The following is a 17,887-nucleotide window of genomic DNA, read 5'->3' on the forward strand; positions in this document are numbered from 1 at the left end:
GTGGTGGGTCGGCCGACGCGAGAACGCCGGCGCGGCTCGGAGGTACCCCGGCGCGCTCGGACGGATCAGCGGCAGCGGTTCAGAGGTAGAGGCCGGTCAGCCCGTCGTCGAGCCGCTCGGCGGCCACGGCGTGCACGTCACGCTCGCGCATCAGGATGTAGGTGGTCGAGTGCAGCTCGACCTCGGCGCGGTCCTCCGGGTCGTAGAGCACCCGGTCGGCCACCTGGATCGTGCGCACCGCCGTGCCGACGGCCACCACGTCGGCCCACGCCAGCCGCTTACCCATCTGCGCGGTGGCCGGGATCACGATGCCCGCCTTCGAGCGCCGGTCCGCGGAATCCTCCCGCGGCCGCACCAACACCCGATCATGAAGAAGCCGGATGGGCAGCGAACCACCGGACACGTCGATGCCGGCCGCGCCCCCGACACCGTTGACATCGCCGGAAACTACGCTCACACGCTCGGACCCTACTCGTCCACGGCGGCGGGACCGGCCCGATGCTTCCGATTTCCCGGTAGAGCAGGCCGTGCGGTGCCGCCGGGGCCGTCCCGCCGGGAAATCAAACTGCCCGCCAGCCGGCGGCGACACAGCGGATCCCAGCCCTCACGCTCGTCGCCGGGCGAGCGGGCGGATCATCCGCCGCGATCTCGCTCGCACCCAGGTACACCGCCCCGACACACAGATGAATCCCACGCCTTACCCCCACCCGCGAACACGGGCATATCAACCAGCCCGGATGGGGAATGCCACCTCAACGCGGTATAAGCTGCCGCCCATCGCAGCCCGGCCCTACACGGCCGGCCGCGCAGAGGCGCCGGGGGGGGAGCCCGGCCTCCAGGAGAAGCGTCCGCGTCGGAAGCCAGGTAACCGTCGACACGCACGAGCCGAGGGATGGGGCAAACCAATGGCGCTGAGAATCAGTGTGGACCTTGAGGGGCTGCGCTGGGCGGACCTCTTCCGGTTCGTCGATCTCGCTCGAAACGGCGGCATCGGGCCAGAGGACCAGGTCGACGTCATCACGTACGGCAGTGACCCGATGTCGGTCAGCCTCTCGGCGCGGATCTACCCGGCCTCCGACGGATTCCTGTCGACCGAGCAGCCGGAGATCGGTTCGGGTGAGGGCATGCGCGGATCGACGCCGCTGTCGATCGGTTCCGGAAGCACCGGGACGGGAGCGGGCTTCGGTTACGACGGCACGCCCGAGCGCGCCGCTTCGTCCAATGGCAGCCACTATCCGGCGTTCGACAACGGATCGGAGCGCCCGCCGTCCGCGGCCGGCAACCTGCCGTCGTACGGGCCCGGTGGTTATGACGGCCAGCAGGAACGGGGCACCCCGCCGCCTCCGCCGCCCCCGAGCGGCAGCCACTACCCGGCCTTCGACGGCCAGAACGAGCGGATGCCCGGCCAGAACGGCCAGTTCGCCGGCTTCGAGCCGGTCTTCGACCGCTCACAGGGCGGTAAGGACACCGGCGGCGCCGCAGGCGTGGAAAGTCCCTATATCGAGGAGTTCGCACGGCTCCAGGAGGGGCTGATGCGGCAGGTCCGCCGCGACGGCGAGGTCCGGCCCGACCGCACCTGACGCCAGCCGGCCCGGCGCTGGCCCATCTGGGCCGGACCGATCCGACCGAGCGCGGGCGCTGTGTGACGGGAGCTCCGACGGAGCGCACCGCTATCGCCACTCTGTCGCGGCAGGTGCACACAGCACTCGCTATCTGTGGAAACGGCGGACGCACATAGTGAGGACAAGGTCACCAGTTACCCGCAGTGGTGGTGCCCCCCGCACGTTTCCGCCCGCAATGGTGCATGCTGCCTTCGATGGAGGATCCGCGCGTAGTCGACGTCGAGCGGTACCACGGTCAGTTGCGCTCGGAACTCGAGATGATCGCGAACGGACCGGTACTGGCCGGCCCACGGATCGTCGAGCACATCAATTCCCTGATCACACTGATTGACCTGCACCAACCGAACGAGTTCGACCTCTGCCTCAGCTGTGACCGGCTCTGGCCCTGCGCGACCGTCGTCGCCATCACCGGTGAGCTAGCGGCCACCGAGGACGAGGTGACGCCCCGGCCGCTGCCCGAAGCCCCGGCCACGCGGTCCGGCGACGGCCGCCAGGCGGACGGGCGCCCGGCCGACCCCCGCCACGCGGCGGCGGGAGGCCCCGCCGACCAGCGCCGGCCGGACGTTCGCGCGGTCGCGCCACCACCGTTCGACACGGGCTCCTACTCGACGACCACGCAGACCAGCACCGGCCAGTCGACGATGCCGCACGAACTGCCACGGGGCACGGACCCGGTCCGGCAGCGCGGCGCCCCCGGCCCGGCGGACGAGCCTATGGCCGCGCCCCGGCCGACCGGGCCGCACCGTGTGCCGCTGCCACCCTCCATGCCACCGCCGTCGTATCCGTCCGACATGCCGCCGGGCACGCGCCCGCCGGCCGCCGTTCCGCCGGCCGCGGCCGCGGCCGCGGCCACCGGCGGGATGCCCACCGGCGGCTCGCGAACGGGTGGGACGCCCCTGGGCGGCGCGGGCAACGGCGCGTCCGCCCGCACCCCCGTATTCGGCGACCCGTTGGCCGGGATCCGCCGTCCGGGCGCCGGCATGCCGCCGCGGGTCGGCGGGGGCCCGCCCGGCGAGCAGGCCCCACCCGGCCGGCCGGGGCCGCCCCCCGCCGACACCGGTCGCCGCTCCGCACCACCCGGCCTCCAACCACCCGGCCTCCAACCGCCGGGGCTCCAACCACCCGGCTTCCAGCCACCTGGGCTCCAAGCAGCCGGGCCGCCGCCGGGCACCGCCGGGCAGCCGGGACGTCCGATGTCGGCCCCCGGCTTCGAGCGAGCCCGCGAACAGCAGCTTCCCGGTGGCCCGGGCAGCCCGCCCGCGCCCGGGTTCAACCGCCCGGGCGGGCCGCCCGTGCACCGCCCCGCCGCCGGCCCGGCCGGCGGCCCGCCGACCGGGCCGATGGAGCGCCCCGGATACAACGGCCAGCCCGGCTACAACGGGCAACCGGCGTACAACGGGCAGCCCAGCCACAACGGGCAGCCTGGCCACAGCAACGGGCAGCCTGGCTACGCCGGGCAGCCCGGCCAGGGCCGGCAGCCAGGCCGTCCCGGTTATCAGGGCCAGGTGGAGCAGTCCGGCCCGATCGCGCGGCCCGGCCTGTTCGGCCAGCCCGCGGCAACGGGCCCGGGCCGGTCCACGGGCCCGGTCTCCACCGGGCTCGGTGACCGCATGCCCGGACGGGCCCAGCACCCGGGCGATCCGTCCCGCCCCCTGCCCCACCCCGCGCAGTCCCAACCGGCGCAGCACCAGCCCGCGGCCGGCGTGTCCCGGTCCGAGCCGTCCCGGGCTCCGGCCCGTCCTGACGGTGTCGAGGCCCCGGCGGCCCAGGCCGACGGTTTCTCGGTGCCGACGTCCCGGCAGGCGCCGCCGATCTCCGGCCCGGTGGAGATGCTGCCCGCCAGCATCGCCGCCGCCCGGGCCGCGGAGCTGGCGCGCGGGCAGGCGGCCGCCGCGGCCGGACCACCGCCGCCGCGGCATCCCGACATCGTCCGCGGCCCCGAACGTGGAACCCGGCCGCCCGTCGGACGGCTCACCTCCGACCCGGCGCGCACGCGCGGCCGGCACGCGGGCCCGGACCAGCCGCGCCCTCAGGGCTCCCCGTGGAGCAGCCAGGCCGCCGAGCAGCGCCGTCCCATCTCCGTCGACGACTCCTGGGCCGGTGTCGGGCGCGGCCCGCGTGGCCAGAACGGCGACGGCGGCCAGGGCGGTCAAGGCGGCCAGCCCGGGCACGGTGGCCCGAACGGCCAGAACGGACACGGCGGTCAGAGCCAGAACGGACACGGCGGTCAGAGCCAGAACGGGCACGGCGGTCAGAGCCAGAACGGGCACGGCGGTCAGAACGGGTATGGCGGCGGCCAGAACGGCCAGCATCAGCCGAACGGCCAGCGGGGGTCCGGCGGCCCGGGACGTCCCGACGTCGGCGCGGTCGGCGCGGACCGTTCCCGCGGCCCGGCCGGCCCAGGCCCGGCGGACCGTGGCCCCGGCCGCGACCAGGCCTCGGACCCGTCGCTGAGCCCTGAGGTGGAGGCCGTCACGAGGGCCTGGCTCGCGCGCAAGGATTCGGTGCTCGACGGCATCGACGTCATCTGACCGCCGACCGCCATCAGGGCGGTCATCGGGGGTTGCGGCGAGTCGCGACCACCCCGCACCGGACCCGGGCCAGGCTGTGTCTCGCACCTCCGGTCTGGCAGGACCACGCCAATCAGGTTTGAGGTCCACGCGGAGGTGGGAGGAACGCGACGCCGGCCCGGCCGTGGCAACGCGGGCAGACCGGAAACGGACAACCGCCCGGAAGGTGATGCGTGGCCGAAGCTCTGACCGCTGGCTTCGACCTGCCCGCCGATCCCCGGGCGGCCGGGCAAGCCCGCGGGCTGGTCGCCGATCTGCTCGTGTCGTGGGGCTGTGGCAACGCCGCCGAAGTCGCGAGACTGCTGGTCAGCGAGGTCGTCACGAACGCCGTTCGCTACGTGGGAGCCCGTGAGGTGCTGCGCGTGTCGATCGAGTGCCGCGGCGAGCAGGTCCGGGTCGCCGTGAGCGATGGGAGCTCGTTGCGCCCGGTACTCAAGGCCGCCCAGGACGACGACGAGTCCGGCCGCGGGATGCAGCTCGTCGCCGCGCTCGCCAGCCGGTGGGGTGTCGTCGACGATCCGCCCTCGACCGGCCCGGGCAAGCAGGTCTGGTTCGAGCTGCCGGCCGTCCGGGAGGCGGCGACGATCGGCTGCGTCCTGAGATGAGGGCGGCGGGCTCGCCCGCGGCCGCTCAGCGCCGCCGCTGGCTCCCCCGGCCGGAGTCCCCGCGACCCGCGTGATCCGTCTCGTCGTCCGGACGGCCGGCGATCAGGTCGAAGAGCCTGTCCCGGCGCGGCCGCCAGCGGGCGGCGAACCGGGCCGCGCGCCGGGCGGCCCGCTCGGCCTTGCGGGACCCTTCGGGGTAACGCCGGTGCGCCCAGGCCGAGCCGGGCCGCGCCAGGCGGACCGCCCCGACCACCGCGACCAGCGGAATGAGCAGGCCGACGACGCCGAAGCCGACGCGGCCCTTGAGGAAGCTGCAGCTCACCGCCACGATGTTGATGCCGAGCACGATGATGAGGTCCCACAGCGCGAGGTGGTCTCCGGTGTCGAGGCCGTCCACGCCCAGTGGTGTCGCGCCGACGATCAGCAGTGCCGTGAACGCCGCGCCCAGGATGACCGCGTCCACCGACATCCGGCCCTGTTCGGACCAGTAGACGTCCTTCAGCCGCAGTACCAGCGCGAACTCGTCGAGGATGAGCGCCGCGCCCACGCCGAACAGAATCGCCAGCAGATCCCACCAGGGCGACCGCCCCCCCGCGGGCGAGAACGCGCCCACCCCGGCGAGCAGCACGAAGGCGATGCCGAAGATGGCGTGGTGGACGTGCACCCCGCCGACCGCGACGTTGCCCGGCCACCAGCGCACGCCCGCACGGATCATGCGCACACTCAGCCGGATGAACAGGAACGTGAGGATGAACGCGACGAGGAGCGCCAGCAACGGCTGCTTCCCAGGCTCGACGATCACCCGTTCGTAGCCGCGCGACAAAGCCGCCCACATTACGTCCCTCCTTCCGCGCCCACGGACCACACACCGGCCCGCCCACATCAACCCGGCAGCGCGCCGCCCCGGCCGCCGCGCGCCAGAGCAGCCGTGCCAGCCCGGCCCAGCGCACCGCGACACGGCCCCACCGGCAAGCAGGCGGGCCGTCACGGCGCGTCACGGTCGACGCCGGTCCAGTGTGCGGCCGCTCCCCCACGGCCCGGCGACGCCCGCCTTCGGCCACGCCCGGCGGCCGTCCGGCGACCCGGATCCGCGACACCGTGCCACCATTCGGCCATAGTGCGGCGAAATCTTCGGGGGGAGGTGGATGATGGCGGCGTATCAGCAGCCAGGTGACGACGGGGCGTCACGATTGGGGGCGGCATGCCGATGTCGACACAGGTCTCTCTGGAAATAGCGCTACTCATCGAGGTCGACGGCGGTCTACTGGTCCGCGCCGACGACACCGCGGGCCCGCGGTTCCCGGGCGGCTCCGCCCGGCTGGGCGAGTCGTCCCTGGACGCCGCCGAGCGGATCCTGCGGGCCGCCCTGTCCGCGGCGGGGCGGCCCGTCTTCGCGGGCTGCGTCGAGCACAGCGAGGCGTGGCGACCCGCCCCGGCACCCAGCCCACGCAGCTCACCCACGGACGCGACCCCGGACAGGACCCGTGCGGACGGGACACCCGGGGACACGACGCCCGCGGACAGGACACCCTGCGACACGCCCGCGGACAGGACACCCGCGGAGACGGCGGCCACGACGGACGGGACGACGTCCGCGCACACCCTGACCGTGCTCTACGCCGTAACCCTCGAGCCGGCGGGACTCGCCGGCGGGCACGCGCTTCCCCGGGGGCTGACGTTGGTCCGCCCCTACGAGAGCGATTCCGGGCCCGCGCTCACGATCCAGCCACCCGCGGTCGGCCACGCGGCGATGTCGTGGTGGGCTGATCGGTGGCCGTCCTGGCGCGGGCTCGCGGTCGCGGACGCCGAGCCCTGGTGGACCGGCCTGCGCCAGTCGGTGCGGACCCTGCGGGCCCAGCTCACCGCCCGCCGCGAGGACGTGCGGGGCGAGGTGTTCCGGGACGCCGCGGTGGCGATGTGCGCACTGGTCGCGGCCGCCGACGGGCATGTCGACCCCGCCGAGCGTGACGCGATGGCCGCGTCCATCCAGGCCGAGGACGTGCTGGCGGACTACCCGCGGGCCGACCTGGAGCTGCTGTTCGACCTGCACGTCGCCCGGCTGCGCTCGGATCTCGCCGCCGGCCGCCGCGCGGCGATGCGCGAGATCGGCAAGGTCCGCGGTGACCCGGTTCGTTCGTGGGCGGTGCTGCGCATCGGGGCGGTGATCGGCCGGGCCGACGGGTACTTCGATCCGGCCGAGCGGCGGGTCGTCCAGGACGCCGCCGACACGCTGGGGCTTCGCTCGGGCGCGCTCGCCGTCCAGGCGGTCGGGCGATGAGCCCGGCCGACGCCGCCCGGCGGCCGCACGCGCCGGCGCCCGGGGCGCGGGCGGTGCCCGCGGGGCCGCAGCCGGGCCGGTCGCTGCACGCCCGGGTCTTCCTGACCTTCGGCGATCTCGTGGTCGTCGCCAACCATCGCGGCCAGCCCTGGTTCTTCCTGCTCGGCGGGCACGTCCTACCGGGCGAGGGGGTGGAGGAGGTGCTGCACCGCGTACTGCGCCGGACGGCCGGCTTCGAGGTGCGCTCCCTCGACTTCGTCGGCGGCGTCGAGCATCTCGACCCCGCCGGCGGGACGTCCCAGCGCATCGATGTGGTCTTCGCGGGGGCCGTGCCGCGCTATGCGGAGTTCGGCAGCCGGATCGACGACATCGACATCGTCACCCTCCAGCCGTCCCGGCTACGGTCCGTCGAGTTCCGCCCGGCGCGCGCCGGGCGGGCGATCACCGACTGGCTGACCGACCGCCAGCCCCGCTGGTACACCGACGGGGGGTCGGCACACCCCCCGAACGGGTCTACCCACTGAGCCCTCGGGGCGGCCGGGGCCTCCCCCGGCCGCCGCCCGCAGCGGCGGCACCCCACGGGCCCGTTACGGCCATCCAACTGTCACCTCCCGGGCCCTTCACAGGGAGCATACGGCCACGTCACAGTGTGTCCGGTAGGCATCGGACAGCGTTGCGGGGGGATGACTACGCCATGCTGTGGCCCGTGCGCTCCGCTGTCTCGTCCGTCCTGATTCCCCGGTCGGCGACCTTGCTCGGCCAGCYGCACAATGAAGCACATTCAGGTGTCGTTCAGGCGTGYGCCGTAGCGTGAGCGGCGAGGCTTCCGGACACTGGGGGTAGACATCGAGATCCCGGTCGCGCTGAACGTCCCGGTCGCGCTGAACGCCGACAACGCCGCGGCTGCACCGCTTGTTCCCGGGCCGACACTGCCCCGTCACCGACGGGTCGGCGAGCGCGGGGCTCCCGCCCATGGCGAGCGTCCGACGTCCGGCCGCGGCGGGCCCCGACCCGCCAGGTCCACCGTCAAGGAGGCGCTGCTCCCGCCGGAGCGGACCGCCCCCGCCGACGCACGCGCCGGGCGCACCGGCGGCACGCCGGCCGACGTGCCCGCGGTGCTCGGCGGGGTGGACGCCACCGGCGCCGCCGCCGTCGCCGTGGAGCTCACCCGGGCCCCCCGCGGGTTCGGCCTGCGCCGGACGCGCCTGCGTGTCCTGGCCGCCGTCGTGGTCGTCGGCGCCGTCGGCGCACTCGTCGGCACCCGGTTCCGTTCGGACGTTCTCGGCACCCTCTCCGACGTCCCCGCGCCGCGCTGGCACTGGCTCGTGGTCTGCCTGCTCGCCTCGGTGCTCTTCTACGTGGCGCACGGCGTGAGCGTGCGGGCGGCGAGCGGGCTGCGGATGAGCCTGGGCACGGCCACCGCCTCCCAGCTCGCCGCGGCCGCGGCGAACCGAGTCGTCCCGGCGGGCCTGGGCGCCATCGCCGTGCACCTGCGCTTCCTGGAACGCCGGGGGATGACCCGTCCCGCCGCGGTGGCCGCCGTGGCGTCGATCAAGGGCGCCGCGTTCCTCGTCCACCTGGCCGGGATCGCGCTCGTCGCCGGCACCCTGCGCGGCTCCGGCGTCGGCGAAGCGGTGACGGCGCCCGTCCGGATGACGGTGAACGGGATCGGAGCCGGCCCCGTCGCGGCCGGGCTCACCGTGGTCGGTGTGGGGATCGGCACCGCCGCCGCGCACCCGCGGGTGCGCACGAGGCTGCGGCCCGCGCTGCGGGGCTTCCGCGCGCACCTGGCGGTGCTCGCCCGCTCGCCCGGCCGGACGGTCGTGCTCGTGACCAGCACCGCAGCCACGAAAGCCGCACAGGTCATGGGCCTCGCCTGCGCGGTGTGGTCGTTCGAGAGCGGGCTGAGCATCGCCTCGATCACCGCCGTGTACCTGGTCGGCTCGGTTGTCGCGGGCGCGGCGCCGACAGCCGGCAGCGTCGGGGCCATCGAACCGGCGCTCGTCATCGGGCTCACCGCGTCGGGTGGCACGGCGGCGACCATGTTCGCTGCCGTCCTGGTCTTCCGCCTGATCAGCTACTGGCTGCCGATCCTGCCCGGGGTGACCGCGCTCGCGATGATGCGCCGCCGCGGCGACCTCTGAGACCCCTGCCACTGGGACCACCGCACCTGAGACCACCGCCTCGAGGACCATCACTCCTCGACGGCCGCTGCCCGGTCTTCTGACCGGCAGCGGAGCGGGCCCGAGACCACCTGGTCCCGGGCCCGCTCCCTCTCAACCAAGCCTCGTCTTCCATCGACCGCACGCCGCGGACGACCCGGATCGGCGGGCTCGCACGTGGACGATCGGCGGTTACGATCAGTAGCGAGTCGGTGGGGCGGGACGGGCGTTGAGCTGCCGCAGCACCCGGTTCTCGTGCTCGAACCCGAGCTCCGATACTCCCGCCGGCTCGATCACGAAGTGGGCCCCGGCCGTCGGGGGCAGGCCCAGCCACCGCGCCACCAGCACCCGGAGCATGTGGCCGTGCCCGAGCAACGCCACGTCCCCGTGCGCGAGCAGCGGCACCACCCGGCCGAGGACGAGGTCTGCGCGCCGCCCCACCTCGTCGGCGGTCTCCCCGCCCGGCACGTCGCCGGTGAAGACCGTCCAGCCGGGATGATCCTCACGGATCCGCGCGGTGGTGACTCCCTCGTAGTCCCCGTAGTCCCACTCGGCGAGCTCCGGCCAGACGACGCAGTCCTCAGCTCCCGGCGCGGCGGCCTGTGCCCCGGCGGTGTCCGACAGCGCGGCCGGCGTCCCAGCGGCCTGTGTCTTGATGGTTCCCGGCTCGATGGTTCCCGGCTCGCCGGCTGGCGGGCACAGGCCCGCGATCTCGGCGGTGTGCGCCGCCCGGCGCCGCGGGCTCGTCGCGACCAGGACGAACCGCCGGCCCACCAGCGCCGCCCGCAGCGCGGCGGCCTGGCGCTCACCCTCGGCGGTGAGGGGAACGTCGGTGTGCCCGGTGTGCCGACCGGTGCGGCTCCACTCGGTCTCGCCGTGCCGGATCAGCGTGACCCGACCGGCGGGAACCACCACCGGACCTGCCGGCTCCGAGGTCACCTGCTCGCGACCCACCGGCCCCTGGCCCACCGGCTCCGAGGTCACCGCTTCCGAGGTCACCGCCTCCGGCGCCGGCGGCGGCGCGCCCCCACGAGCAGCACGACCACCGCCGTCACCAGCGCGACCCTGTCCCATCGAACCGTCCGCACCACCTGGGTCGGGCCGCCCTCGCCCGCCGCGCCGTCCGCACCCGGTGCCGAGCCGACCGTGCCCGGCAGGCCGCCGCCGAGTGTGCCGCTCTCAGTCGTGCCGGCCCCGATCGCGCGGTGCCCGGCGGGCGCCGCACCGAGCGCGGACGGCGCGGCGCTACCCGGGGCGAACCGCCCGCGCAGCTCAGCCACCTTGGCCCGGACCTGCTCGTTCGCTCGTTCGGCCACCCGCTTCGGACTGACGATCTCCGCGATCGCGTCGACGGTCTCGGCCAGCTCTGCGCGGGTCTGTTCGATCTGACGCTGGATGACGGCCGGATCCTGCGGCACCGATGTCGCCCTCTCGGTTCTCTTACTGGGTGGACGGGGTCGGGCTGACGACCCGACTCGATCGTGCCAGACCAGCCCCTCCCCAGCGCGACGAAACGGCGGACCATGTCCGCGGACCTGCGGGTTCCAGATGACCGGCGCCGCTCCGGTGGCACTTGCGAACCTGGTCAGCACCCCGGTCGGGGCGCCCCTACCGCTCGGTGTGAGTTGTCCCCGCCGACCCCTTATCGGTCGACCCCCCTCGTGGGCGGACGTCCAGCCGCCCGGGGCGGACACCGACAAGCACGCGCCACGCCCGACGACCACCAGAGCGGCTCCGGAAGCGCGTCGGCCCGATCCGGACGGGCCGGGAGCGGCACTACGCTGAAGGCGTGCACGTCGGCCGGTGCGGGGCGCGGTTCACCGGCCTGGCCCACCGCCTCGCGTCCGCGGTGCTCCCAGGTCTGGCCTTCGCCGTGCCCACGGTCGCGCTCGCCCTGCTGGCCCACCTGCCGACCGCGCACACCGAAGCACCCGCGCCCGCCGGCGTGGCGCTGTCCGTCGCCGCCATCGTCGCGCTGTGCGCCGGTAGTGATCTCGCCCGCTCAGCCCACTCGGCCGGGGCCGGGCGGCCCGGGCCACCCGGCGGCACCTCGCTCAAAGGCCTGCTCTGCGCGCCCGGCAGCGGCCCCGGTGGGGCGCTCGCCTCCCCCGGGCAGCTCGCGGCGGCGCTCGCCGGCCGACCGCTCGGCGCCCCGCCGACCACCGACAGCGGCGGCTTGGCCGCGGCCGCGGCGCGGCTGTCCCAGTACGGCGTCCACAGCCACGGGCTGTACGGCCAGGGCCTCCAGGGGCACGGCCTGCAGGGGCACGGCATCGCGGTGCTGCTCGCCCACGCCCTGGCGGCTGCCGCGGCCTCCTGGTGGACCAGCCGCGGCTGCCAGGTGCTGCGCGCCGCCTGCCTGACGCTCGGGTCGTGCCTGTCCGCGCTGCGGGCTCCCGTCGCACTGGTCCCGGTGCCGCGCCGGATCGTCCGCGCACCGCGCCTACACGCGCTCCGCGCACTCGACCGCCCGTGGGCGGCGACGCCGTCCCGAGGCCCGCCGGCCATCGCGAGCTGCTGAAACGGCGTAGCGACGCGACCGGCGCCAGGCGCCGCGATCCGTCCGCGCGCCCCTTCCCCACCCACCAGGCCCAACCCGACGCCCGGCCGCTGGCGCCTGGCCGCTGGCCGTCAGACCGCTGACGCCCGATCTCTGGCGTCAGATTTCTGAGGTCAGGCCGAATGTCCGTGGTCTGACCGTCGCCGGCAGGCGTTGCCCAGGCGTGGCCCCGTCGCGGGCTCAGCTCTGGGCGGTGCGCGCTGCCCGGCACACGGTGCCGCGCGCTGACCACGCCAGCCCGGCGGCGCGGTGTGTGTCGGTATCGCCCAGATCTCCGCAGGAATCAGGTGTCCGTGACCAGGAATCCATCCACCATCAGCTACCTTTCCACTACCCGTCGCAGGCGGACGCCGTCCGCGCTGCTGATCGGGATCACCGTCGCGGTCAGCGCGACACTCGGCGCCTGCTCCAACGGCGGCGACGGAACCGGGGTGACGATCGTCGACGCCGGTGGAACCGACGGGGGACTACACGGCGTTGTCCCAACCGAACGCTTCGCGAAGCCGGCGCTCAACCTGACCGATACCGACGGGCGCCCCTTCGATCTTCGCGCCCGAACGCAAGGGAAGATCACTCTGCTTTTCTTCGGCTACACGATGTGCCCGGACGTCTGCCCGACCACCATGGCCGACATCGCCGCGGCCCTGGACGAGGTCGACCGGTCGGTGCGGGACCAGGTCTCGGTGGTGTTCGTCAGCACCGACCCGGACCGTGACACCGCTCCCGTCCTCGACCGCTGGCTCAGCCAGTTCGACTCGACCTTCATCGGCGTACGCGGGCCGTTCAAGGACGTGCAGGCCCAGGCCGAGGCGATCGGCGTCCCGCTGGAGGCACCGAAGGTCCAGGCGGACGGATCCGTCCTGGTCACCCATGGCAGCCAGGTCATCGCCTTCGGCCGGGACGCCCGCGCCCGCGTGCTCTACCTGGCCGGCACCCCGGTGGCCGACTACATCGCGGACCTTCCCGTCCTCACGGCCGAGACCCTCGGAACCGACCCTCGCGACGGGACCGCGACCGCGACGCCCAGGGCGACCAGCGCGCCCAGGGTCACCGCGACGCCGAGGGTGACCGCGACACCAGGGTCGTCCGGGACAGCCGGGACGACGAACACCGTCCAGACCACCGGCGACAGCCGGCCGGCCCTGGTCGCCGCCGGATGACCGGGACCACGGCGGCGTCCGTTGCTTCCGGAGACGCAGGGGACGCCGGGACGCCGGGCACGCGTCGGTTCGCCCGTGTGGCCAGCACCGTCCTGCGGGTCGGCCTCGGCATCCTCTGGCTCGCCGCGGGCGCGCTGAAGATCAACGACCCGGACGGCATGGTGCGGTCCGTCCGCGCGTTCCGGATCCTGCCCGAAGCGCTGGTGGACCCGGTCGCCTACGCCGTGCCGTTCGTGGAGATCGCGCTCGGCGTGCTGCTGATCGTCGGCCTGACCGTCCGGCTGGCCGCCGCCATCTCGGCGGTGCTGTTCGCCGTCTACATCGCGGCGATCGCGTCGGCGGCCGCCCGCGGCCTGCGCATCGACTGCGGCTGCTTCTCCGCGGGCGGCGATCTGACGTCCGAGGCACCCACGCACTACACCCAGGAGATCGTTCGCGACAGCGCGCTGCTGCTGACCAGCCTGCTGCTGGCGCGGTGGCCCGCGGGCTACCTGTCGGTCGACCGGCTCCTGAACGGACCAGCACGACAGCCCCTCGACGACGAGGACGACCTTCTCGGGAGTACCCATGGCATCGCGGACGAGGAAGACATCGCGGACGTCGGCGCCGCCCGGCCGTAGCTCCGGCGGCAGCACGCCCGGCGCCCCTCAAAAGGATCGGGGCCACGCGTGACGGCCGCGGAGCGGCGGGAGAAGGTCGCGGCGGCCCGAGCGGCGGCGGCCGCCCGGGAACGACGGCGCAGGCAGCTCATCATCGGCTCGGTTGTCGCCGCCGTGCTCGTCCTGATCGGGGTGATCGGCTTCGCCGTGCAGAACTCGCGGGAGGAGTCCAAGCCGGTCGTTCTCCCGGCGAGCGCGACGGGGCCCGACAACGCGATCGTCGTCGGGAAAGCTGACGCGCCCGTCACCCTCGACTTCTACGAGGACTTCCAGTGCCCCGCCTGCGGGTCCCTGGAGAGAACCACCGGCTCGACGATCAGCGACCTCATCGACTCGGGCGACATTAAGATCAACTATCACATCATGTCGTTCCTCGGCGACGAGTCGAAGCGGGCGGCGAACGCCAGTGCCGCCGCGGCCAACGAGGGCAAGTTCAAGGAGTTCCACGACGCCCTGTTCGTCGACCAGCCGGAGGAGCACACCGGCGGCTACCAGACCGACACCCTCATCCAGAAGGGCGCCTCGGTCGGCCTGACCTCGGACGCCTTCGTCAGCGCGGTGCGGGACGGCAAGTACGACGGCTACGTCGCGAAGGTCGACGAGGACGCCTCCCGCAGCGGCGTCACCTCGACCCCGACCGTGCTCGTCGACGGCAAGCAGCTCTCCGCCGACCAGCTGACCCCCGACGGCCTGCGCGCCGCCGTCTCCGCGGCGGCCAAGGACTGACCGGGACGTCCGAACTCCTCGGCCGGCCAGCCAATCGGTTGGCCGGCCGGTGGTCTGCCGGGTGGTCCGCCGGCCGGCCGGTCTGTGGCTGTGGGGCCGCTTCGCTCGCGATGCCACTGCCACGTTTGCCGGCCCGCCGGGGCCACGACTAGCTTCTCCGTCATGACCGAGACCGAGACCGCCACCGCTGCCCGGCTCTCCCCCGGCGACCCCGCCCCGGACTTCACCCTGCCCGACGCCGACGGCAAGGACGTCTCGCTGGCGTCGTTCCGCGGGCGCAAGGTCGTCGTCTACTTCTACCCGGCCGCGTCCACGCCCGGGTGCACCAAGCAGGCCTGCGACTTCCGCGACAACCTCGTGCTGCTCAACGACGCGGGTATCGACGTCCTCGGGATCTCACCGGACAAGCCGGCCAAGCTGGTCAAGTTCCGGGACAACGAGGGCCTCACCTTCCCGCTGCTCTCCGACCCGGAGCGGACCGTGCTCTCGGCCTACGGAGCCTTCGGCGAGAAGACGATGTACGGCAAGAAGACCATGGGCGTCATCCGCTCGACGTTCGTCATCGACGCCGAGGGCAGGATCGAGAAGGCGCAGTACAACGTTCGCGCCACCGGCCACGTCGCGAAGCTGCTGAAGGAGATCGGCCTCGCCGGCTGAAGTCGGCCGGCTGAAGTCGGCCTCGCCGGCTCTCGCGGCTGACCGCCGGTTCTCCCCCGTCACTCAGCTCGCGACCCGCAGGTCCCATCGCAGCAGCACGTTGTCCGGGCGGGCGGGATCGACCAGGACAGGCACCCGGCGGCGGAGCTGGCTCGGAATACCGCCCCGGGCGTCACCCACCGGGCTCGCGCCCGCCTCGTCCGCGGGAACGACCGCCCGGCGCGTGACCGGGTAGGGCTCCTGGCCTGGGCGCTCCACCAGCAGGTGCACCTCGGCGACGGTGCGCCCGTCGACGCGCACCCCGGTGTCGCTGACGGTGTCGATGACCGCCATGGTGGCCCGGCCGTTGTCGATCAGCCGGCGGGCCCGGGCCCGTTCCTCCCGCACCGCGGCGGGAGACTGGTCCGGCCGGTCCGGCGAGGCGTCCGCGATGGTCGTCATGAAGATCTTCCCCCAGAGGCATCCAGGCGCCCACCGGCGCAGGTACACCCTGCACCCGGACGGGGCTGCCTGTCGGTCGCGTCGGCGACACCCGCCCCCTGGGGGCACTGTTGGGTCGACGACACCTGCTTCGGCTCGTGCTCCGTGGCTTCGCTGTGCGCCGTCCCCATGGGCCAATCGGTCATCGGCGCTGGTCACAGTCCTGTCCAGCCCACGCCATCCCAAACCCGACGAAGCCCCCGGATGCGGCACGGCAAACGTCGACCCCGACGAATGTGATCAACGACATCGCCGCGAACCCCCGCGGGAGTCAGCCGGAACCGATCGTCTCCCCACCCGCACCACCCCCATAGCAGCCGAGCCGCGGGCAGGATCTGGGCAGGATTCGGACGGCGCGCGCCCATCCCGACCCCGAAGGCCGTCCCGCGGCTCGCTAATCTGGAGTGACGCGGGAGTGGCGGAATGGTAGACGCAGCAGACTTAGGATCTGCCGCCCTAGGGCGTGGGGGTTCGAATCCCCCCTCCCGCACCAGCCGGGCCGAGCTGCCGTTCCTCTTTGTTTGCAGAGGTCAAGCCTTCTTCGGATCATCGGTCGCACCCTCCCCAGTGTCCGGCGGTGTCCGGCCGTCTCCGGTGACGTCCGGCGAGTCGCGGCACATGCGCGGCACAGCATCGGCTCCCGTGCCGCCGCTGGGGCCGTCCGCCGGGGCGATGCCGAGTGCTGTCTCGATCCTGCGGAGCTGGGTGTCGACGTCCCCGTCGATGCACTTCGCGTACACCCGGTAAAGCACCGCCACGGAGTGGCCGGCCCACTCCGCGACCTGGCTGCCTTGGACCATCCCGTTCAGCCACGTCGACACGCAGGCGTGGCGCAGGTCGTAGGGCGTCGCGGCGAGCGGCGACGCGACTTGCTCCGGCGAGAGCGCGGCTTCACGGCCGGCCTTCCAGATCCGACCGTAGGTGTTGGACCGGACAGGTCCCCCTCGGGGCGATCGGAACACCTTGCCGTCCCGGGCGGGCGGATAGGCGGCAAGGTGGGCACGCAGGAATGCCACGAGCGGCGGGGGGATCGGCACCCGGCGGGTGTCACCCTTCGCACGGTGCTTGAGCTCCCTCGGCTCCCGCTTCCCTGAGTCGGTCCATCGCGCGCCCGTCTCCGGGTCTGCGCCATCGAGGATGAACCAGCCCCACTCGTCATCCGTGGGCGGTAGCACGATGTCGGCCGGAGCAAGGTCGTTGCACTCCTCCGGTCGCAGGCCCGAGTAGTACATGCAGGCGAAGAATGCGGCCAGCCTGGGTCCCGTCTTCCCCTGATTGGCGACGGCGGCCAGAAGGCGGCGAGCCTGGTCGTGGTTGCAGACGACGCGCCGGTCGACGACTCCCCCGCTGTTGCGCACCGGCCGCCGCTTGATCTGGTCGACCGGGTTGAAGGGGAGCCGCTTGCGTTCGACCGCGTACTCCAGGCAGGAGTAGAATGCGGACCGCTTCCGGGCGATCGTGGCCGGCGCGGCCGGCCTCCCGTCGATCTTCTTGCTGATCAGGTCGAGTCCGCGGCGCACCAGCTCGTTCTCGGTCTCGCCAAGCGCGGCGAGCGGGATCGTGTTCCTCTCAAGCCAGGCAACCGCGTCCGCGATGTCCCGGGGCGGCTCGGGGGGCGTCGGGTCCCCTCCGCTTTTTGGGGCGACCGGAAGTCGGCTGCGGGCATCGAAGGCCCAGGTGTAGAGCGCCTTGCGGAGAAGGCCCGAGGCGGGCCTCCCGAGCGCGTCCTGGCGGACGAACGCCAGGGTGATGTGCGCCAGTGCCTCGGCTGTGTTCTTCCGGTGCCCAGGGGCGGAGGCGGCCCACGTGGAGTCCACGAACTCCATCGCGTGGGAGTACCAGGTGTCCACCTGCGGGGCCGGTTCGACCGACGCGGCCTCGGCGCCCCCTTTGCTGGCCTGCTTCCGCGCGTACTCGACATCCATGGTCACCGGCCAGCCCGTTGCCACGTCGAACGCGACACCCTCCCTCGTCGCGGTCACGAGCTTTGAGCGGAAGGAAGACGCCAGACCGGAGGTGGTGAAGGACGCCCCCTTCTCCTGGCCAGCGACCTCCCAGCGCACCCGGTAGGCCGTGTGCTTGGCCCGCTGGGTCTTGCGGGTCTTCCAGAGCCGCACGTCGTAGGAGAGTTCGCGTGGCCCAGGGCCGGGTGTCATGCGACGTCCCGGCGAGTGGCCTTCCATGCCTCCAACGCGGAACGCTCGACTCGCACCTTGCGGGAGGGCAGGGTGATGCATGTCGGCGCCAGGCCCTTCAGACGCCAGTCGTAGAACGTTGACCGGGTGATCCGAAGCTCTACGCAAACCTCATCAACGGTGAGCAAGGGCTCGGCGTGGTCCTCACTGGTCGCGGCCTCGGTGCTCGGAACGAGTGCGGGCATGCTGTTGGTGCTCCGTCCTGGCGGATGG

The 17,887-nt window shown here is 73.6% G+C and carries 18 protein-coding genes and 1 tRNA gene; 12 read left to right on the top strand and 7 right to left on the bottom strand.

Annotated features, from left to right (window positions below; all coding sequences use genetic code 11):
* Positions 1-79: 79 nt before the first annotated feature.
* The gene (locus BBK14_RS25720; protein WP_020463076.1) at positions 80-457 is read right to left on the bottom strand and encodes a GroES family chaperonin; all 378 of its coding nucleotides are present in this window, start codon (positions 455-457) and stop codon (positions 80-82) included.
* A gap of 448 nt (positions 458-905) precedes the next feature.
* On the opposite strand from BBK14_RS25720, the gene BBK14_RS25725 reads away from it, so the two are divergent.
* From BBK14_RS25725 to BBK14_RS25735, 3 genes are all read left to right on the top strand, one after another.
* Positions 906-1,580 carry a hypothetical protein gene (locus BBK14_RS25725; protein ID WP_071065827.1) on the top strand — a complete coding sequence of 225 codons (675 nt, stop codon included), beginning with the start codon at positions 906-908 and terminating at the stop codon, positions 1,578-1,580.
* 236 nt (positions 1,581-1,816) lie between these two features.
* A complete protein-coding gene (locus BBK14_RS25730; RefSeq protein ID WP_071065828.1) occupies positions 1,817-4,153 on the top strand; it encodes a hypothetical protein in 2,337 nt (778 codons plus the stop codon).
* Positions 4,154-4,365: 212 nt separating this feature from the next.
* Entirely contained in the window at positions 4,366-4,797 is a 432-nt protein-coding gene (locus BBK14_RS25735) for an ATP-binding protein (RefSeq protein ID WP_071065829.1), read from the top strand.
* Between the two features lie 25 nt (positions 4,798-4,822).
* On the opposite strand, the gene BBK14_RS25740 is transcribed toward BBK14_RS25735, so the two are convergent.
* Positions 4,823-5,632 (bottom strand): hypothetical protein, encoded by an 810-nt coding sequence (locus BBK14_RS25740; protein ID WP_071065830.1) that lies wholly within the window; start codon positions 5,630-5,632, stop codon positions 4,823-4,825.
* Positions 5,633-5,998: 366 nt separating this feature from the next.
* Here BBK14_RS25740 and BBK14_RS25745 point away from each other — a divergent pair, with 366 nt between their 5' ends.
* From BBK14_RS25745 to BBK14_RS25755, 3 genes are all read left to right on the top strand, one after another.
* Complete coding sequence (locus BBK14_RS25745) at positions 5,999-7,075, top strand: TerB family tellurite resistance protein (RefSeq protein ID WP_071065831.1); 1,077 nt, start codon at positions 5,999-6,001, stop codon at positions 7,073-7,075.
* Complete coding sequence (locus BBK14_RS25750) at positions 7,072-7,599, top strand: NUDIX hydrolase (RefSeq protein ID WP_241831852.1); 528 nt, start codon at positions 7,072-7,074, stop codon at positions 7,597-7,599. The genes BBK14_RS25745 and BBK14_RS25750 overlap by 4 nt, the downstream gene beginning before the upstream one ends.
* Before the next feature lie 582 nt (positions 7,600-8,181).
* The gene (locus BBK14_RS25755; protein WP_112105576.1) at positions 8,182-9,219 is read left to right on the top strand and encodes a lysylphosphatidylglycerol synthase transmembrane domain-containing protein; all 1,038 of its coding nucleotides are present in this window, start codon (positions 8,182-8,184) and stop codon (positions 9,217-9,219) included.
* Positions 9,220-9,435: 216 nt separating this feature from the next.
* Here the strand turns inward: BBK14_RS25755 and BBK14_RS25760 are convergent, their stop codons facing one another.
* Positions 9,436-10,152: a histidine phosphatase family protein gene (locus BBK14_RS25760; RefSeq protein WP_071065870.1), complete on the bottom strand. Its 717-nt coding sequence runs from the start codon at positions 10,150-10,152 to the stop codon at positions 9,436-9,438.
* Positions 10,153-10,232: 80 nt separating this feature from the next.
* Complete coding sequence (locus BBK14_RS25765) at positions 10,233-10,655, bottom strand: DUF3618 domain-containing protein (RefSeq protein ID WP_071065833.1); 423 nt, start codon at positions 10,653-10,655, stop codon at positions 10,233-10,235.
* Between the two features lie 371 nt (positions 10,656-11,026).
* Between BBK14_RS25765 and BBK14_RS25770 the strand changes: the two genes are divergently transcribed.
* The 5 genes from BBK14_RS25770 (at position 11,027) to bcp (ending at position 14,999) form a co-directional block, all read left to right on the top strand.
* Positions 11,027-11,758 carry a hypothetical protein gene (locus tag BBK14_RS25770; RefSeq protein WP_071065834.1) on the top strand — a complete coding sequence of 244 codons (732 nt, stop codon included), beginning with the start codon at positions 11,027-11,029 and terminating at the stop codon, positions 11,756-11,758.
* 332 nt (positions 11,759-12,090) lie between these two features.
* Positions 12,091-12,957 (top strand): SCO family protein, encoded by an 867-nt coding sequence (locus BBK14_RS25775; protein ID WP_241831853.1) that lies wholly within the window; start codon positions 12,091-12,093, stop codon positions 12,955-12,957.
* Between the two features lie 77 nt (positions 12,958-13,034).
* A complete protein-coding gene (locus tag BBK14_RS25780) occupies positions 13,035-13,577 on the top strand; it encodes a MauE/DoxX family redox-associated membrane protein (RefSeq protein ID WP_420849193.1) in 543 nt (180 codons plus the stop codon).
* Between the two features lie 48 nt (positions 13,578-13,625).
* Positions 13,626-14,342 (top strand): DsbA family protein, encoded by a 717-nt coding sequence (locus tag BBK14_RS25785; RefSeq protein ID WP_071065837.1) that lies wholly within the window; start codon positions 13,626-13,628, stop codon positions 14,340-14,342.
* Positions 14,343-14,504: 162 nt separating this feature from the next.
* Positions 14,505-14,999 carry a thioredoxin-dependent thiol peroxidase gene (bcp, locus tag BBK14_RS25790; protein WP_071065838.1) on the top strand — a complete coding sequence of 165 codons (495 nt, stop codon included), beginning with the start codon at positions 14,505-14,507 and terminating at the stop codon, positions 14,997-14,999.
* Positions 15,000-15,062: 63 nt separating this feature from the next.
* On the opposite strand, the gene BBK14_RS25795 is transcribed toward bcp, so the two are convergent.
* Positions 15,063-15,440 (bottom strand): hypothetical protein, encoded by a 378-nt coding sequence (locus tag BBK14_RS25795; RefSeq protein ID WP_071065839.1) that lies wholly within the window; start codon positions 15,438-15,440, stop codon positions 15,063-15,065.
* Positions 15,441-15,888: 448 nt separating this feature from the next.
* On the opposite strand from BBK14_RS25795, the gene BBK14_RS25800 reads away from it, so the two are divergent.
* Positions 15,889-15,972, top strand: a tRNA-Leu gene (locus tag BBK14_RS25800).
* A 37-nt stretch (positions 15,973-16,009) separates the two neighbouring features.
* Here the strand turns inward: BBK14_RS25800 and BBK14_RS25805 are convergent.
* Both BBK14_RS25805 and BBK14_RS25810 read right to left on the bottom strand, forming a co-directional pair.
* A complete protein-coding gene (locus BBK14_RS25805) occupies positions 16,010-17,635 on the bottom strand; it encodes a tyrosine-type recombinase/integrase (RefSeq protein WP_116430154.1) in 1,626 nt (541 codons plus the stop codon).
* Positions 17,632-17,859, bottom strand: coding sequence for a helix-turn-helix transcriptional regulator (locus BBK14_RS25810; RefSeq protein ID WP_071065841.1), 228 nt, complete (start codon positions 17,857-17,859; stop codon positions 17,632-17,634). Before BBK14_RS25810 ends, BBK14_RS25805 begins: the two co-directional genes overlap by 4 nt.
* Positions 17,860-17,887 lie beyond the last annotated feature (28 nt).

Source organism: Parafrankia soli, from assembly GCF_001854695.1.
Taxonomy (GTDB): Bacteria; Actinomycetota; Actinomycetes; order Frankiales; family Frankiaceae; genus Parafrankia; species Parafrankia soli.

Excerpts from the sequence above, each read along its gene's own strand:
- BBK14_RS25725 (WP_071065827.1), top strand. The coding sequence starts at position 906 with ATGGCGCTGAGAATCAGTGTGGACCTTGAGGGGCTGCGCTGGGCGGAC.
- BBK14_RS25730 (WP_071065828.1), top strand. The coding sequence starts at position 1,817 with ATGGAGGATCCGCGCGTAGTCGACGTCGAGCGGTACCACGGTCAGTTG.
- BBK14_RS25740 (WP_071065830.1), bottom strand. The coding sequence starts at position 5,632 with ATGTGGGCGGCTTTGTCGCGCGGCTACGAACGGGTGATCGTCGAGCCT.
- BBK14_RS25745 (WP_071065831.1), top strand. The coding sequence starts at position 5,999 with ATGCCGATGTCGACACAGGTCTCTCTGGAAATAGCGCTACTCATCGAG.
- BBK14_RS25750 (WP_241831852.1), top strand. The coding sequence starts at position 7,072 with ATGAGCCCGGCCGACGCCGCCCGGCGGCCGCACGCGCCGGCGCCCGGG.
- bcp (WP_071065838.1), top strand. The coding sequence starts at position 14,505 with ATGACCGAGACCGAGACCGCCACCGCTGCCCGGCTCTCCCCCGGCGAC.
- BBK14_RS25795 (WP_071065839.1), bottom strand. The coding sequence starts at position 15,440 with ATGACGACCATCGCGGACGCCTCGCCGGACCGGCCGGACCAGTCTCCC.
- BBK14_RS25805 (WP_116430154.1), bottom strand. The coding sequence starts at position 17,635 with ATGACACCCGGCCCTGGGCCACGCGAACTCTCCTACGACGTGCGGCTC.
- BBK14_RS25810 (WP_071065841.1), bottom strand. The coding sequence starts at position 17,859 with ATGCCCGCACTCGTTCCGAGCACCGAGGCCGCGACCAGTGAGGACCAC.